Here is a 14,777-nt window from a genome sequence, read left to right as displayed (position 1 = left end):
TCTATTTATTAGCTCGGGTGATTAACCTACCGTCTCCAACAGATAGGTGCGGATCCTCTTTTACGTTACCGTAACCTTGAGGAAGTTAAGATTCAGGTAACGTAGAGCTACTTGACCAAAAATGTAATGATTCAAAAAGAGTGTCAGGCACCGGGTGCCTGACACTCTTTTTTATCACCTATTTTTTAGGAAGGTCAAGTGCTTGGTACGCTGTCATATACTTCCCGCCATCCGCAACTTCTGAATGGTATAAAGCCTTTAGGGCCGTGTTTTTCTCGAGTCCGTGTTCTACCTTCAACTCTTTTAAGCGCGTATGCAATTCTTTATTTTCCTTAATTAACTGCTGCATTTGTGATTTCAAATACTTCATTAGATTGTTAACTCCTTTCAGAAACCAAAGCCGTTCCCCAAGTATAGCATTAATCAACTTTATTTAAATTATTTTCTTTTACCATGTCCTTTTTGCTGACTTTTTTCTATATAAAGGGTGAAAGGAGGTGGTTGATCATGGCACAAGCATTACTAGAAGGAACAAAGCTTCGTTTGGTCTTTGAGGTGGGCGTGGATGAAAAGGGTGCACCCATCCTAAGAGCAAAAACGTTTAGCAATGTTAAAAAAGAAGCAACGGTTGAACAGTTATTTCAAGCATCGCAAGCGATTACTGTTCTGTGCAAGGACATGCTGAACAAAGTGGAACGAAATGACAGCACAGAAATTTTAGCGTAATGATATTGCAAAATAGTCAAGCGATGGGAGGTGAGATCTATGGCAAAAATCTTAGAATTGCAATTTGGGACGGAGATGGGCAAGACCGCCAGTTTATCAGTCGAAAATCCAAAAGAACCGATTGATGAGGCCGTCATCAAGCAATCGATGACGCAAATTATTGCTGCTGATATTTTTACAACAGCAAGTGGGAAGCTTGTTGTTGCTAAAGGGGCACGCGTCATTGACCGTAATGTGACGGACTATGAACTAGTTTAATAACGAAGAGGCCGATTCCCCTTAGGGACGGCCTTTTTTTAAAAAGGAGGTGAACAGTGTGGAACAATTGATTCCGATCATCAGCGAGGTTGGATTCCCGATCGTAGTAACTCTTTATCTGCTTTACCGGATTGAATCAAAGCTAGATATGGTCGTCACCTCGATTCAGAATCTCCCCGACCGGATGAAGGAACGGGTATAATTGCAGGACAACCCCTGGCCGAAGTGGCGAGGGGGGTTCTTTGTTACCCAAAGCTCGCTTACGATGGGGGTTGGGTCATTTGAAGGCTCTCTTTCTTACCCAAAGCTCGCTGCGGATGAGGGCTCGGTCATTTAAAGGCTCTCTTTCTTACCCAATGAGCGCTTGCGATGAGGGTTCGGTCATTTAAAGGCTCTCTTTCTTACCCAATGAGCGCTTGCGATGAGGGCTCGGTCACTTAAAGGCTCTCTTTCTTACCCAAAGTTCGCTGACGATGAGAGTTCGGTCATTTAGAGACTCTCTTTGTTACCCAGACAACCATTCATCAGCCCTCTCGGTAACAAAGAAACTTTACCGTTGGTGACATCCATCCCCTTAACCATCAATATACCGAGACAAGTATCTGCACATGTTTGTCCACAGTCACATAATATGTATATATAATCAATTTTTAGAAATGGAGTGGATAAAATGAAGCTTTATTTAGATCCAGGCCATGGCGGACAAGACCCTGGGGCTCAAGGTCATGGATTGGATGAAAAAGATGTAACATTAGCTATCGCGCTAAAAATACGGTCCATTTTACAAAATGATTATGAGAACATTAATGTAAAAATGAGTCGGAGCAGCGATACAACAATAAGCTTAAGTCAGCGTTCCAGTGAGGCGAATGCTTGGGGGGCAGATTTTTTCTTGGCCATTCACATCAATTCCGGCCCAAGCTCAGCACTTGGGTACGAGGACTATATTTACAATGGCTTATCTAACAGTTCAAAAGCAGCCCAATACCAAGATATTATCCATGCCGAAGTTATGAAAGTAAATCAACTGCAAGAGCGCGGCCAGAAAAAGGCGAACTTCCATGTGTTACGTGAATCAGAAATGCCAGCACTCTTATCGGAAAATGGCTTTATCAGTAATGACCATGACGCCGCATTAATGAAACAATCATCATGGATACAAAAAGTAGCACAAGGTCACGTCAATGGTATTGCCAAAGCCTTTGGCCTCAAACGTAAGCCAATTGAGCCCCCGAAACCTGATAATCCAGATTCCGGAACTCTTTTCAAAGTTATTGCCGGTTCCTTCAAATCGAAAGAAAATGCCGATGAGCGAGTAGACCAACTTAAATCGAAAGGCATCGAATCATTCGTTGATACCACAAAAATCTCTGGAGAAACATGGTACCGAGTCCAAGCAGGAGCCTTCTCCAGCCGAGAAAATGCCGAAGACCGCTTAACCGAAGTAAAAAAAGCCGGTATCAAAGACGCCTTCCTTGTTGCAGATTAAGCAAGTATTCTAAGTGAATTTCATGGTGGCAGTTATGGTTTTAGTTATGACGCCAATTATGGTGTCAACTTATGGTGTCAGGCACCACTCATGTACACTCGTCCGCCCCAAAAGGACAACCCTCACCCAAGAACCTCCTATTAATGAACAAAAGGGGGGCTTTGGGAGGGTTTTCCTTGTTTAGTGATTCTGATAGAGTCCACTGGACTGGATTTAACATAAGATATATTTGAGCGTATTTTAAAAGAAATGGAGGGGAAAGTATGAAGCTATATTTAGACCCAGGGCATGGTGGTGTAGATCCCGGCGCCCAAGGGAATGGGCTGAATGAAAAAGATATTACCTTAGCAATTGCACTTAAAATACGAACGATCATACTAAACGATTATGAAAATGTTCAAGTAAAGATGAGTCGTACAAGCGATACCACCCAAAGCTTATCCCAGCGCTCAAGTGCCGCCAACGCCTGGAATGCAGACTTTTTCCTGGCTATTCACATCAACTCTGCTGACAGTTCCGCCCAAGGATATGAGGATTTTATTTACAACGGGTTAACTGATTCAAGTAAAGCTTCAAAATACCAAGATATCATCCATAGCGAAGTTATTAAGGTGAATCAACTGAAGGACCGCGGACAAAAAAAGGCGAATTTCCATGTAATCAGGGAAACCAAAATGCCGTCACTCCTAACGGAAAACGGCTTTATCAGCAATAAACATGATGCCGAACTGATGAAGGATTCTTCCTGGCAGCAAAGAGTTGCCCAAGGTCACGTCAATGGGATTGCCAAAGCCTTTAATCTGAAACGCAAAGCAACGAAGGAAACACCGAAAACAACAACGACCACACCCAAAACAACTCAAACCACGACAAAAACAGTCTATACGGTTTATGTAGGCTCCTATAAATCCAAGGAAAATGCACAAGACAGGGTCGCAGAATTAAAGAATAAAAGCATTAAATCATCAATCGTTTCTACAAAAATATCGGGGGACACTTGGTACCGAGTGAAAGTCGCATCCTATACAACCAACGCCAATGCAGAAAAACGTCTCAAGGAAATTGAAAAAGCGGGATATGATGATGCATTTATTATTACTGAAAAGACTAGTACAACGACAACTAAATCAGTCACCCAAAAACCTGTGACTAGCACCAGTAATCCAGCGACGGCAAAACCCACCACAAGCACGAGTTCAAGCACAAGTACCAGCACGAGCACAAATACTACACCAAGCAACAGTCCAAAAGATACCCCAATCATAGCGAACCCAGGCCAGTTTACCATTTTAGGACCGACCTTCCTATCTCCAGAACAGATGGATCAATTTGTGAAAAAGGTCAATCCTAACGCCCCGGAATTAGGTCAATTTTATCAAACGTACGGGAAATATTACGGCATTAGAGGGGATGTCGCCTTTGCACAAGCCATCCACGAAACAGACTATTTTCGGTTTACCGGAGTCGTTAATCCTGGACAGAACAACTACGCAGGAATTGGAGCAACTGGAGGAGAGACGCGTGGCGCAAGCTTTAAAAATGAAGAAGAAGGGGTCCTTGCCCAGCTTCAGCACCTGTACGCGTATGCCACAACTAAACCACTACCCAATCAATATCCATTAGTTGATCCCCGCTTTCAACTTGTCGACAGAGGTTCTGCTCCAACATGGACCGCTTTAAACGGAAAATGGGCTGTTCCAGGTACAACCTACGGGCAAATGATTTTAAACCTCTATGAAAAAATGATCCATGCTGGATAATGAATCGCAGGAGTCTACACGAAACTCCTCACTCATTCCGAATGATTGCCTTATTCTCCACTTTAACATGATTGAGATCCAGCCATTCCCCCATTGAAAGACCTCTTTATGTTAGGAAAGGGGTCTTTTTCTCTGTGGCTAGCTTTGCCAAATCGAATTATCCCTCGATTTTAATAATGGGTTTCGTTTTTGGATTTAGCCATTTCATCACATTCACGAGGTCCTTTTCGGAAATAGCCACACAGCCCAACGTATAGCGTGTGGTCTTCTTTTTGATATGTAAAAATATAGCACTTCCCGCACCGCTAATAACCGGGGCATCATTATAACGAATCTCGACGGCATATTTATATAACGGATGGGTCAGACGTTCATAGGATTTCCATTTGCGCTGGGGGCTGCCGGTATAATTGACCCATTTGTTGTAGTCTTTAGATTGGGAGTAGTCGACCCAATAATCGTACTTCGTGGCTGTCCGAAATGGATACCCCACCCCAGCGGGCTTGGTTCCCCATCCAAACGATGTCCCGATCAAGTATGTCCCTTTAGGTGTAAGGCTGTCCCCTTCTTTGGTTTTCCCGACTCCTTTTTTGCCGACAATCGCTTGCATTGGGGTCGACACTTTAACCCATTTCCCCTTTTTCTTTTCATACCTTTGCACTGTAGCTTTAGTTTTATCACCGGTCAAAGCCTTTACAACGATCATCTGCCCAGCAGCTTTATCTAGATTCTTTTCATGAACACAGGTCGCTAATTGGCGCAGTCTGCTACTCGCTTTTTCTAGTTTTACATTCTTGTCGCTTTTAACAAACAGCCCATTTCCTAAATCGATTTGGGTAGATTGAATCGCGTAAACTGGAAGCTGCTCGCCTGCACTTGCGGTTCTGATCGTGATTTTCTTACTCCCATCTAGTTTATAAAGACTTGTTTTTTTCAAAAAAGTTAACCTGGCAACTTGATAAGGATTGAGTACTTCTTTCCCCCAGATAACCTTAGTCCCTGCCTTTACCGCTGTACACGGGTCACCTGCCGCAGAAGCTTCTTGCCAGCTTCCCATCCATAATGAAATAACGATAAGCATTGTACCGATAATTCTTAGTCTTTTTATTATTCCCATCACCTAAACAGCTTCTCCTTCTCTAATTACTAGAATATTAAAGATATAAATATATTTTACCATTTCCACAGGGATAATGATGATTTTCTGAAATAGAAAAGGCGACACTTTTTAATTAGGATATGTACGAAATAAGAAGAGCCCTCACAAAAGAAGTGAGGGCTCCACACAAGCCGATAATTCTATCAAAATGGGATTTTTTTATAATATCTTCTGGTTGTCAGCGGATGCTTTCTTTCCTCTTCCAAGTGGCAGCTGACCCTCTCCAGCAAGGCTGCAAAAACAATCGGAGAAATAAGACTTCTCAACCCCTCAGAAATGCCTGCTAATCGATAATCCTTCGTATCAAAAACAGTTAATTCCTTCGAGTAATGTTCAGCAAAACGCTCGACTCTTTCCGCAAGCGGACGGGTTCGGTCCTCACCTTTTAAGAGGATAATGCTCGTATCCCCCTCTACTAATTCCAATGTACCATGGAAAAAATCGGATGTATGAACCGGCCGTGTTTTAATCCATTGCATTTCCTCTAAAATACACATGCCATAATAATAGGTTTGACCCCAATCGATACCTGTCCCTGAGAGGATATGGTAAGGCGTTTCCTTATGTTTGCGGGCAAACTCCGCCGCACGCAGCTCCACCTTTTCCTTTACTTTTAGGAGGGCAGTTGGCAGATGTCTCATTTCCTCAACAAATTGTTGATAGCAGGGAAATTCATTTCGCTTATACATTAATCGGAACGCTAGCATATATGACTGGATATAGAACGATTCACAGGAGGTATCATCAGCCGCATAATTGACAAAGGTATAATCGGTTCCATTCGCTAACGGTGTTGCAGCATGACCCACTAAGCTTATCGTTGTCGCACCTTTTTCCTTACAAAACACGGCCGCCTCCACTGTTTCTTTCGTTGTACCAGACAAAGAAGGCAAAATAACCAATGAATGCTCACCCAAGTGCTGATGGCCCATCAACATCAATTCGGATGAGATTTCTGTAAAAACGGGTAAGGTGGAATGTGTTTTTAAAATATATTCCGCCGGGCGCATAAGGATGGCTGCGCCGCCCGTTCCGACAAAGAATACATTTTCCAATTCGTTCTCTATCAATGAATCAATCACCTGGTCGAGTTCATCCTTAAGGGATAAGGCACCATTTTGGATCGATAAATATCTTTCTACATCAAAGTTAAACACCCACGCCACCTCCTAATAAGCCATTTTACGGTAATATCTGCGTATTTCTAACGGATGATCTCTTTCACGTTCAAGGTATACACTGATTCGGCCAGTTAGTGCCCAGTTTAGGCAGACAGCAAAGTGCTTTCTGAATTCCTCACTAATTCCATCCAAACGGTAATCCTTTGTATCCAAAATGAACAATTCCTTGGTAATATTTTCTGCAAATCGTTCCACACGTTCCACCAATGGACGAGTTTCATCCTCACCTTTGAATAAAATCACACTTGTATCCTCCTCCACCAGTTCAAGCGTGCCGTGGAAGAACTCAGCGGCGTGAATGGATTTCGACTTAATCCATTGCATTTCCTCTAAGATACACATGGCGTAGGAATAGGTATTCCCCCAAAGGTTCCCGGCCCCAACCAGCATGTGGTAATCGGTATTCTTGTGCTTAATTGCAAATTGCTCCGCTTGGGAGTCGAACTGCTCTAACGCATCGACAATCCCTTGTGGTAAGTGGGCAATTTCTTTGGCAAACTGATCATATTGCTTGAATTCATCATTGTTATAAATAAAGCGGAACGTAAGCAGCTGCATGTGAATAAAGAATGTATCAAACGAATGCTTCTCATGACCAGTGGAGATGCAATAATCAACTGCCTTAGCCAATGGGGTGCCCTGTTCAGCTACTAGTCCAATGGTTGTTGCCCCTTTGCTCTTGCAGAACTCAGCAGCGGCTACTGTTTCTTTTGTCGTTCCCGTAACAGAAGCAAAAATACAAACAGAATCCTTGGTCAAGTGGCGATTATTCATTACAAGGAGCTCAGCCGCAATCTCCGCATGTACCTCCAGCGTGGAATTGGACTTAAAAATATACTCATATGGATACATCATCGCAATTGTTCCACCGGAACCGATCAAGAAAATGTTTTTAAATCCTTTAGCCGAAATTCCATCAACAATCTTCTCAATTTCCTCTCTCTTCGCTAGTGCCTCTTTCCCAACCAATTGCAAAAATAAATTCGCATCAAATTTCAACATCTTAAACTACCTCCAAATTCATTAAAATTGTTGAGACTATCATTTATAAAAACACAGTTGGATTGGTGCCTGACACCACTCTTGACACCTCTTTTAGTAAGGTACTTTCCACATATATCTTCTCGTGCTTAGTGGATGGCTGCGGGCTGCTGCTAGTTCTTCTGCGTACTGGCGCAGGATGGTTTGCAGGACGAGTGGGGCAATGTAGCCTTTGACACCTTCGGCTATGCCTGTTAGGTCAAAATCCTTTGCATCAAGGACGACTACCCTTTCTCCATATCTTTGAGTGAATTCCAATGAGCGTTCTTCTAATGGACGCGTCTCGTCTAAACCTAATAGTTGAATCACTGGCACGTCTTTATCCAAGACTTCAAACGGTCCGTGGAAATATTCCCCGGCATGGAGGGCATGGGAATGAATCCATTGCATTTCCATCAGTAGGCAAATCGCGAACCAATAGGCAATTCCATAATTGGCGCCGCTCGCCATCGTGTAAATCACTTTTTCATCTTTATAGGATTGGGCAAATTCCTTTGCCTGTTTTAAATACCTTGCTTTCTCCTGGACTAATATTTGACCTAAATTTTCTAAGGAGGAAACGACATCGGATAACTTTTCATTCCCTTCCTTGGCTGCAAGAAGACCAAAAACAAGTTCTAACATCACAGCCGGTGACTCATTCACATACTTTGCTTCTTTCCCATCCTCATAAACAATGACATATTCAGAAGCTTGGGCAAGCGGAGATTCGGAATCAAAGGTTAACGAGACGGTAATCGCACCTTTTCCACTTGCAAACCGGGCAGCCTCAACTGTCTCAGGTGTTTTTCCATAGTGAGAGCACAAAATCACCAGCGACTTTTCATTAAGCTTCCGTGGGTTACGATGTATAAACTCATTTGAACTATACAGGTCTGAATCAATCGTTTCACTTTCTCGGTCTAATACGTATTTGCTTGCATACATGAGGGAAGATGAGCCTCCGCATCCTACGAAATAGACACGATCAATGTCCCTTTCTTTAAATACATCCAAAGCCTTTTTTACGTCTGTTAACATTTTTTATCCTCCTCTATTTATTGACTTTTACATTTGAAACTTCTTTTTGGCTATATTGGAGCCTTTGAAATGTTCCAAAACAAATCAAGGCGAATCCACAAATAAAAATACATGCATACAGCAGCACCAACGACCCAAATTCATCGTAGAGCAGTCTGCCCACAGTGAAAAACATCATTTGGTATATACCATTTAGACCAATCTTATGATACGGGAGTGATTGAGCATGAACTAGGAACTCGAACCATTCCTTTCCTATTTCATGCTCACTTGACTCTTTCACAAGTTTGCTTATCCTTTTACACTTCCTGCCGATAGACCACGGACAAATTGCTTTTGGAACACGATATACGCGATAATCATTGGCAGCGCCGAAATGGCTAATCCAGCCAATTGGATTCCGAAATTGGTATTCAACTGACTTCGCAAATTCATCAGACCCACTGGAATCGTCCTTAGGGCAGAATCTTCTACAAAGACTAACGCAAACATAAATTCATTCCACACATTCATCCCAGTAAGTAATGCACACGAGGCAATAATCGGTTTGCCCATCGGAACAATTATATGCCGATATACCTTCCAACTATTACATCCATCAATAATCGCTGACTCCTCAAGTTCTTTCGGAATCGATAGAAAATAGGAGCGCATTAAGAAAATCGAAAACGGCAGTTGAAAAGCCACATATGGTAAAATTAACGCCCAATAGGTATTATAAAGTCCAATCGCTTGCAGTAATTTGTAAAGCGGGATTAAGCTGACCTGCGGCGCCAGCATCAACCCGCTTAGGATAATAACCAATAAAATATTCTGTCCCTTAAACTGGAAGCGGCTCAATCCATAAGCAGCCATTGACCCCAGCAACAGCACCGTTACAACCGAGACCACCGTGATGAATACACTATTTAGGAAAAAGTGGCCAATCCCTGCATCCCATGCAGCCTTGTAATTCTTCCACAGCCATTCCTCCGGCAACCTCCAAGTATTTAAGAAAAAGTCAGCATTAGATTTTAGTCCACTCAAGCCGAGCCAAATAATCGGATAAATGATCACCAATGCAAAGAGACTAAACCATATAAGGACACCCGTTTGAAAAATTCTATTTTTCACCTTCAAGGACAGCTTGGAGCTTCCTGTCCTGATTTCTTTTATTTCATTCGTTTTTACTACTGGGTTATTATTCGCCATTGCCTTACACCTCCTGTCCCGATTTGCCTATTTTTAGCTGAATTAAGGATAGAGTAAGGGTTACGACAAAGATAATCGTCCCGATCGTGGACGCATAGCCCATTTCATCATTTCGGAAGGCGGCCCGATACAGCATCGTTCCTAAAACCTCGGTTGAACGACCTGGTCCCCCATTGGTCATCACATACACTTCATCAAATACTTTGAACGCACCAATCACGGTAATCACCGTTCCGACAAGAATCATTTCTTTCATCTGCGGCAAGGTAATATATAAGAACGTTTTTATCTTAGAAGCGCCATCAATCATAGCAGCTTCATAATATTCAAAAGGAATTTTTTGCATCGCAAGCAAGAATAACATCACCATATAACCGGTGTACTGCCATTGTGATACAGCAACAACCGCATAAATCGCAATTTTACTGTCCCCCAGCCAAGATAGTGCCCATTCTGATTGTCCTAGTGTCTTTAAGACACCGTTAACTAAACCCACTTCTGGGTTATAGAGAAGCTGCCATAACAAGCCAACAACTGCAATCGAAATAACAGATGGGATAAAAAAGACAGTTCGGAAAAAGGGCTGGAACCTTCTAATCAATTTATCTTCTAAAACGGCGGCAATGATTAAGCCTATACCAACCTGAAACACTAACGAAATGACGGCATATAGCGAATTATTTTTCAGTGCGGTAAAAAAGATTGGATCCTTAAAAAGCCTGCCATAGTATTCCAAGCCAACAAAAACTCTTCCCGCGTCAAAGGAATTCCACCGAAACAAACTGTTATACAGGTTTAACACGATCGGCAAAAATACAAAAAACAGGATGAAAAGGAGTGCTGGCAAAATAAAAAGTATGGCGGTTCGGCTGTTTCGAAATGTTTTTGTCATCCCCAACTTCCTCCTAGGAGGGGGTAAGCAGTGCCCTGCCTACCCTTTCTCGTTTATAAAACTGAAGCATGTAGTGATTTTAAAACTTGTCTAATTCAAGCGCTAAACGGGCGCCTCTGCTTTTCTTTATTCCACTTCACTTTGTACCTGTTTTGCTACCTTTTGAACTTCTTTGATAATTTCTTCCGGTGATTTGGATCCATCAAGCAACAGCTGAATATTGGATAAATATACATCCGCTACCTTTGCATGAACGTCTGTGTCGAGCCATTCAGCCATACCTTCAGCCTTCTTCATGTAGTCCACGCCTTCAGCCACTTCCTTTAGCGCAGTATCTGGATTTGTAGCCCCATCAATCGGACTTGGCCAGCCAATTTGTTTGACTAGCTTCAAGGCGTTATCTTTATTAGTTAAGAATTTTAAGAATTTGATTGCTTCTTTCGGATGCTTTGTTTTCGAAGAAACGATAAATCCATCCGGTGCGCCAGTGATGAAACTTTGGCTGCCCTTACCATCTGCAATGGACGGCATTGGGAAGAAGCCCCAGTTTCCTTTCATATTATTCTCGATTGTTTGGAACTCTTCTAATTCAACATAGAAGATTGCTCCCTTACCGGCCGCAAATAGTTGCTGTCCCATATCATGGGAACTAGAGTTAACATTCTTCATAAAATAACCCTTTTTATTCAAATCAGCCAACATTTCCATTGCTTTAACATAGCCAGGATCTGTGAACTCCCCTGATTTAGGATTATAGTCTTTCATTCTCACATCCTGTGCGACCATCTTTTGGTTTAACCCTGTTAAGTAATGAATCGCTGCCCATGGGCTTTGGTTTCCAAGAATAATCGGCGTTTCTCCGCCCTTTTTCAAGGTGTCTAGCACTTGGATAAATTCATCCCATGTTGTCGGTGCCTGCAGTTGATATTTATCAAAAATCTTCTTGTTGTAGACAAAGAATTTACCATTAAAGCGAAGAGGAATCCCATAATTTTTTTCGTTGGATGTGAAAGGCTGAAGCGATGCTGGAATAAAACTGTCCTTCCAAGCCGTATCTTCATTTAAATAAGGAGTTAAATCTAAGGCTGCATCGGCACGAACGAATTTCCGGGCAAATTCACCCGACCAGGAAAACATAATGTCAGGAACTTCGTTACCACCTAGGATAACACGGAGTTTGTCTTTAATCGGTTCATCTGCAATCGCTTCTATTTTAATCTTGATATCTGGATTTTCTTTTTCAAAAGCCTTAACCACTTCTTCAAAATAGGGAGCATATTCTGGCTGTGGCCACTTATGCAAAAACTTTAAAACTACTTTCCCCGACTCTTCACCGCTGGAAGAAGAACTAGAACATCCCGTCAAGACGAGTGCGAACGCCAATAGTACTGCTAATAAAACGTTGATCTTCCTTCTCATTTCATTAACCCTCCTTATTTTTTTACGTCAACCAAAACAAAGTGGACTCCCTTCACCTCCTAAACGTACAACGAAAGTAATATTACAATGCCATATGATATTAAAAGGGAATCCCATGACCAAAAGCACCATCAACTAGACAGGTCTTTGCCGCAAACTTCGCCCCTTCCTCCATGCTATTTTTTAAAAGGACGGCATTCTGACTATCAGGGTTTTTCCTTTTTCCAGAGAGATAATGTAAAATAAAAGCTGTAAAAAAGGAATCCCCCGCACCTAGCGTATCGACCGGCTGAACAAAATGAGGCTCCTGGCGGTAAAAGAATTGGCCGTCATAGATAATCGAGCCGCGTGACCCCATTGTACCCAACACTAATTTACTCCCATAGGAATAGATACGTTTCAATAGATTCTCTACTTCCCTATCGGTCAATTGCCCGCACGACAGTAAGCTAATATCAATATACTGGCAATTCTTCTCAAGCAATTCATCGTTATAATCACTTGAAAAATCATAGGATACTAGGATTCCTGATTCTTTTAACTTATGTAACTCTGAATCCATATCACTGTAGATGCTACTATGAGCAATATCAAAGCTTTTAATATATTCCACGTCTTCTTCACTGAGGACGATCGGATGAGCAACTTGAACACCGCCCCCATTCCCACCGATGAATACCCGGTCACCATCCACTAAATCAACCGCGGCAAAGCCGTTCTCCCCTTCATGCTGCCGGCAATGGGAAATATCCACATCCAGGCTTTTTAAGGTGGCAATAACATGCCGAGCTGCCCGATCATTACCGAACACACCAAGGTATGCAGCTTCAATCCCTAACTGCTTGGCATAGACACTAAAATTTAACGCATTTCCACCTGGGTACATCGTTTTCTTATAAACATATTTATCCACCACATTGTCGCCAACACCGATTACCTTCATGAAAAAAACCTCCTAGCATCACTAATGGTATATACCATTTAAACAAAGTTGAAATGTTTTTTATCATCATTTCAGCTTTAATTCAGAATAAAACTTGACGATGTCACTTCTCGTTAACGAAGTCGAAAATTCAATTTCCTTTTCATTGCTATCAAAAGCAACTGCTTCTTGAAATATACATGGACTCTCTGAACGTATTTTTAACAGCTTGCTCTCACTTTCATCGGATACCGTCACCTGCATAAATTCCTTTGCCATGATAAGGACGATCCCGTACTCTCTTTCTAAAATTTCATACAAGGAATCATTGTCTGTAATAATTTCATCGAGCCGCGGACAAAGCTTCTCTGGCAGGAATGATTCTTCAATCGAGATTGGAGTCTCATTAACAAGCCGAAGCCGCTGAATAGCAATCATCATTTCTCCTGAGGCCAGCTTTAGCTTTTGAGCTAAATTAGGCGTTGATTCCATTTTACGAATCGACAGAATCTGTGTGCTCGGTATTAATCCTTTGCTCAGCATGTTTTTGGTAAAACTATTAAACGTGACAAAGTCCATTTGGATTTTATTAATGTTAATAAAGGTTCCCGAACCTACACGCCGTTCCACCACACCTTCCCTTTCCAGGATTGACAAGGTATGTCTTGCGGTCATCCGGCTGATTTGAAACTGCTCAGCCAATTCCCGTTCCGACGGAAGCTTATCACCGTGCTTAAGTTTACCGCTCTCAATATCATCAAGTATCTTATTCTTTAATTGTTTGTAAAAAGGAACATCCTCTGCCTCACTGATCATTCTACTCATCTCTATTTCTCCTATATATTCAGATATTCAATACAAGGGATATAATATTTTTACCTCATTTGTAAATTCTTGTTCTCCTTATGGTATATACCATTGGTAGCAAACGAACGTGATTATTTCTGGAAGTAAAAAATAGGGTGCAACCTCTTAAAAGCGCTTACAAAATAAAGAATTCTAAGGTGATTTGAGCGAAGGAGATTTGAAGAATGAAGATATTTTGTCAGTAACTGAACAACCTTAAAAGTATCTACTTTGTCAGAATACTTAATTAACTTTAATTTAATTCAAATCTTACTCCTTGTCAATATACTATCTACTAAACAAATATCTACAAATTTTGTAAAAATGGGTGTTCTCTGTGAGCGGAAAAAGAGAGCATGAAATGAAATCATCCTCTCTTAATAGGCTTACTGATTATAATCCCACAGAACTCTCCACTCACCCTTTTCTTTCGCAATAAACACCTCTTGAATAAGATCAAAATTTCCGTATTTACCTTTATAGTTCTGAGTGACAGACACCTTGTAAACATTCTTCAGTAATGGTCCTGTTTTAGACATCTTCCACTTCTTTATTTCTTCTGCCTTCCCAATGGTATAGGTGAAGGTTTCCACTCCAAAATGGTTCATAAACACATGGGCACGGTCCTGGATGTAGTTCCCCTTGGTGAATTTTCCCTTCATAGCAGAATGAAATAAATCCCAGGAATGCGCGAAATCACCGTCAGCTTCATACTTATAAAATTCATCGACCCTTTCCATTGCCTGAATGCTCGGAGAAAAGAAAGCAAACTTCAATGATAGGAAAATCGTTAAGATACCAACAATCAAGATCATGAGAGTAATCATCCCTCTGGAAGGACGAGATTTATTAGCCATGGTTATCCCCTCTGCG

Annotated in this window: 17 protein-coding genes; 5 read left to right on the top strand and 12 right to left on the bottom strand. The window is 41.7% G+C overall.

Translation table 11 applies throughout. The annotated features are described in order from the left end of the window. Positions 1–178: 178 nt before the first annotated feature. Complete coding sequence (locus BDR01S_RS19785; protein WP_066259059.1) at positions 179–370, bottom strand: hypothetical protein; 192 nt, start codon at positions 368–370, stop codon at positions 179–181. Between the two features lie 137 nt (positions 371–507). Here BDR01S_RS19785 and BDR01S_RS19780 point away from each other — a divergent pair, with 137 nt between their 5' ends. The 5 genes from BDR01S_RS19780 (at position 508) to BDR01S_RS19760 (ending at position 4,233) form a co-directional block, all read left to right on the top strand. Further along, positions 508–726 (top strand): DUF1659 domain-containing protein, encoded by a 219-nt coding sequence (locus BDR01S_RS19780; protein ID WP_066259061.1) that lies wholly within the window; start codon positions 508–510, stop codon positions 724–726. A 39-nt stretch (positions 727–765) separates the two neighbouring features. Continuing rightward, complete coding sequence (locus BDR01S_RS19775) at positions 766–984, top strand: DUF2922 domain-containing protein (protein ID WP_066259063.1); 219 nt, start codon at positions 766–768, stop codon at positions 982–984. A gap of 58 nt (positions 985–1,042) precedes the next feature. Further along, positions 1,043–1,186 (top strand): YvrJ family protein, encoded by a 144-nt coding sequence (locus tag BDR01S_RS19770; protein WP_066259065.1) that lies wholly within the window; start codon positions 1,043–1,045, stop codon positions 1,184–1,186. 468 nt (positions 1,187–1,654) lie between these two features. Then, complete coding sequence (locus BDR01S_RS19765; RefSeq protein WP_066259069.1) at positions 1,655–2,473, top strand: N-acetylmuramoyl-L-alanine amidase; 819 nt, start codon at positions 1,655–1,657, stop codon at positions 2,471–2,473. Between the two features lie 263 nt (positions 2,474–2,736). Then, complete coding sequence (locus BDR01S_RS19760; protein ID WP_066259073.1) at positions 2,737–4,233, top strand: N-acetylmuramoyl-L-alanine amidase; 1,497 nt, start codon at positions 2,737–2,739, stop codon at positions 4,231–4,233. A gap of 157 nt (positions 4,234–4,390) precedes the next feature. On the opposite strand, the gene BDR01S_RS26320 is transcribed toward BDR01S_RS19760, so the two are convergent. The 11 genes from BDR01S_RS26320 to BDR01S_RS19705 form a co-directional block, all read right to left on the bottom strand. After that, a complete protein-coding gene (locus BDR01S_RS26320; protein ID WP_235846617.1) occupies positions 4,391–5,350 on the bottom strand; it encodes a L,D-transpeptidase family protein in 960 nt (319 codons plus the stop codon). A gap of 185 nt (positions 5,351–5,535) precedes the next feature. Then, positions 5,536–6,549, bottom strand: coding sequence for an SIS domain-containing protein (locus BDR01S_RS19750; RefSeq protein ID WP_066259075.1), 1,014 nt, complete (start codon positions 6,547–6,549; stop codon positions 5,536–5,538). 12 nt (positions 6,550–6,561) lie between these two features. Then, positions 6,562–7,575 (bottom strand): SIS domain-containing protein, encoded by a 1,014-nt coding sequence (locus BDR01S_RS19745; protein ID WP_066259078.1) that lies wholly within the window; start codon positions 7,573–7,575, stop codon positions 6,562–6,564. Between the two features lie 93 nt (positions 7,576–7,668). Further along, positions 7,669–8,634: an SIS domain-containing protein gene (locus tag BDR01S_RS19740; protein ID WP_066259080.1), complete on the bottom strand. Its 966-nt coding sequence runs from the start codon at positions 8,632–8,634 to the stop codon at positions 7,669–7,671. A gap of 13 nt (positions 8,635–8,647) precedes the next feature. Further along, positions 8,648–8,917, bottom strand: a complete 270-nt coding sequence (locus BDR01S_RS19735; RefSeq protein ID WP_066259083.1) for a hypothetical protein — start codon at positions 8,915–8,917, stop codon at positions 8,648–8,650. 8 nt (positions 8,918–8,925) lie between these two features. Then, positions 8,926–9,825, bottom strand: a complete 900-nt coding sequence (locus BDR01S_RS19730; RefSeq protein WP_082797511.1) for a carbohydrate ABC transporter permease — start codon at positions 9,823–9,825, stop codon at positions 8,926–8,928. A gap of 4 nt (positions 9,826–9,829) precedes the next feature. Next, positions 9,830–10,717 carry a carbohydrate ABC transporter permease gene (locus BDR01S_RS19725; RefSeq protein WP_066259085.1) on the bottom strand — a complete coding sequence of 296 codons (888 nt, stop codon included), beginning with the start codon at positions 10,715–10,717 and terminating at the stop codon, positions 9,830–9,832. Between the two features lie 126 nt (positions 10,718–10,843). Next, on the bottom strand, positions 10,844–12,136 hold the full coding sequence (locus tag BDR01S_RS19720) for an ABC transporter substrate-binding protein (RefSeq protein ID WP_066259087.1): 1,293 nt from the start codon (positions 12,134–12,136) through the stop codon (positions 10,844–10,846). A gap of 100 nt (positions 12,137–12,236) precedes the next feature. Further along, a complete protein-coding gene (locus BDR01S_RS19715; protein ID WP_066259090.1) occupies positions 12,237–13,079 on the bottom strand; it encodes a fructoselysine 6-kinase in 843 nt (280 codons plus the stop codon). Between the two features lie 66 nt (positions 13,080–13,145). Next, positions 13,146–13,883, bottom strand: coding sequence for a GntR family transcriptional regulator (locus BDR01S_RS19710; protein ID WP_157406216.1), 738 nt, complete (start codon positions 13,881–13,883; stop codon positions 13,146–13,148). A 407-nt stretch (positions 13,884–14,290) separates the two neighbouring features. Further along, positions 14,291–14,761, bottom strand: coding sequence for a hypothetical protein (locus tag BDR01S_RS19705; protein ID WP_066259095.1), 471 nt, complete (start codon positions 14,759–14,761; stop codon positions 14,291–14,293). Positions 14,762–14,777: the final 16 nt, after the last annotated feature.

The organism is Neobacillus drentensis NBRC 102427 (genome assembly GCF_001591445.1).
GTDB classification, from domain to species: Bacteria; Bacillota; Bacilli; order Bacillales; family Cytobacillaceae; genus Neobacillus; species Neobacillus drentensis.
This window is presented reverse-complemented; position numbering and strand designations above follow the sequence as displayed.

Excerpts from the sequence above, each read along its gene's own strand:
- BDR01S_RS19710 (WP_157406216.1), bottom strand. The coding sequence starts at position 13,883 with ATGAGTAGAATGATCAGTGAGGCAGAGGATGTTCCTTTTTACAAACAA.
- BDR01S_RS19740 (WP_066259080.1), bottom strand. The coding sequence starts at position 8,634 with ATGTTAACAGACGTAAAAAAGGCTTTGGATGTATTTAAAGAAAGGGAC.
- BDR01S_RS19760 (WP_066259073.1), top strand. The coding sequence starts at position 2,737 with ATGAAGCTATATTTAGACCCAGGGCATGGTGGTGTAGATCCCGGCGCC.
- BDR01S_RS26320 (WP_235846617.1), bottom strand. The coding sequence starts at position 5,350 with ATGGGAATAATAAAAAGACTAAGAATTATCGGTACAATGCTTATCGTT.
- BDR01S_RS19720 (WP_066259087.1), bottom strand. The coding sequence starts at position 12,136 with ATGAGAAGGAAGATCAACGTTTTATTAGCAGTACTATTGGCGTTCGCA.
- BDR01S_RS19705 (WP_066259095.1), bottom strand. The coding sequence starts at position 14,761 with ATGGCTAATAAATCTCGTCCTTCCAGAGGGATGATTACTCTCATGATC.
- BDR01S_RS19730 (WP_082797511.1), bottom strand. The coding sequence starts at position 9,825 with ATGGCGAATAATAACCCAGTAGTAAAAACGAATGAAATAAAAGAAATC.
- BDR01S_RS19780 (WP_066259061.1), top strand. The coding sequence starts at position 508 with ATGGCACAAGCATTACTAGAAGGAACAAAGCTTCGTTTGGTCTTTGAG.
- BDR01S_RS19715 (WP_066259090.1), bottom strand. The coding sequence starts at position 13,079 with ATGAAGGTAATCGGTGTTGGCGACAATGTGGTGGATAAATATGTTTAT.
- BDR01S_RS19765 (WP_066259069.1), top strand. The coding sequence starts at position 1,655 with ATGAAGCTTTATTTAGATCCAGGCCATGGCGGACAAGACCCTGGGGCT.
- BDR01S_RS19745 (WP_066259078.1), bottom strand. The coding sequence starts at position 7,575 with ATGTTGAAATTTGATGCGAATTTATTTTTGCAATTGGTTGGGAAAGAG.
- BDR01S_RS19785 (WP_066259059.1), bottom strand. The coding sequence starts at position 370 with ATGAAGTATTTGAAATCACAAATGCAGCAGTTAATTAAGGAAAATAAA.
- BDR01S_RS19725 (WP_066259085.1), bottom strand. The coding sequence starts at position 10,717 with ATGACAAAAACATTTCGAAACAGCCGAACCGCCATACTTTTTATTTTG.
- BDR01S_RS19775 (WP_066259063.1), top strand. The coding sequence starts at position 766 with ATGGCAAAAATCTTAGAATTGCAATTTGGGACGGAGATGGGCAAGACC.